Annotated in this window: 1 protein-coding gene; it reads left to right on the forward strand. The window is 33.7% G+C overall.

All coding sequences use genetic code 11. The features are described 5' to 3' along the window. On the forward strand, nt 1-326 hold a 326-nt coding region (locus tag GQ590_RS12135; protein WP_160409323.1), incomplete at its 5' end, for a hypothetical protein. Between the last annotated feature and the right edge of the window lie 63 nt (nt 327-389).

Genomic DNA, 389 nt, shown 5'->3' on the forward strand with positions numbered 1-389 from the left:
ATGATTTAACCGATGAAGGCCGTAAATATATTGATAAAAGATGGTCGGGAGGCACCAATTTCTGTTTTGGTCGAGTGGTAGTGGACAAAATAATGAAAGTGAATCATCAATGGAAAGATAAGCCAAGAGTTACATTTAATTACCATATGGACAATGTTCCCAACTGGATAAAAAATCCGGAGATTTATCGCTTATATAAAGGTTTTGGCAGTATGGAAGCGGCAGTGACAGGCAATAAACCTGCAAGGGGAGTTCATTACTACAGCATAAAAAGTGATGGCACTTTAAAATTATCTTTAGCTGAAAGTGGTGGACTTGTTTTATAAATTTATTTTAATCATTAAGTTGCTTGTTTAAAAATAAATAATTTAGCGCATTATCAATTAAGT

The sequence above is a fragment of the Gilliamella sp. Lep-s35 genome (genome assembly GCF_009795845.1).
Classification (GTDB): Bacteria; Pseudomonadota; Gammaproteobacteria; order Enterobacterales; family Orbaceae; genus Gilliamella.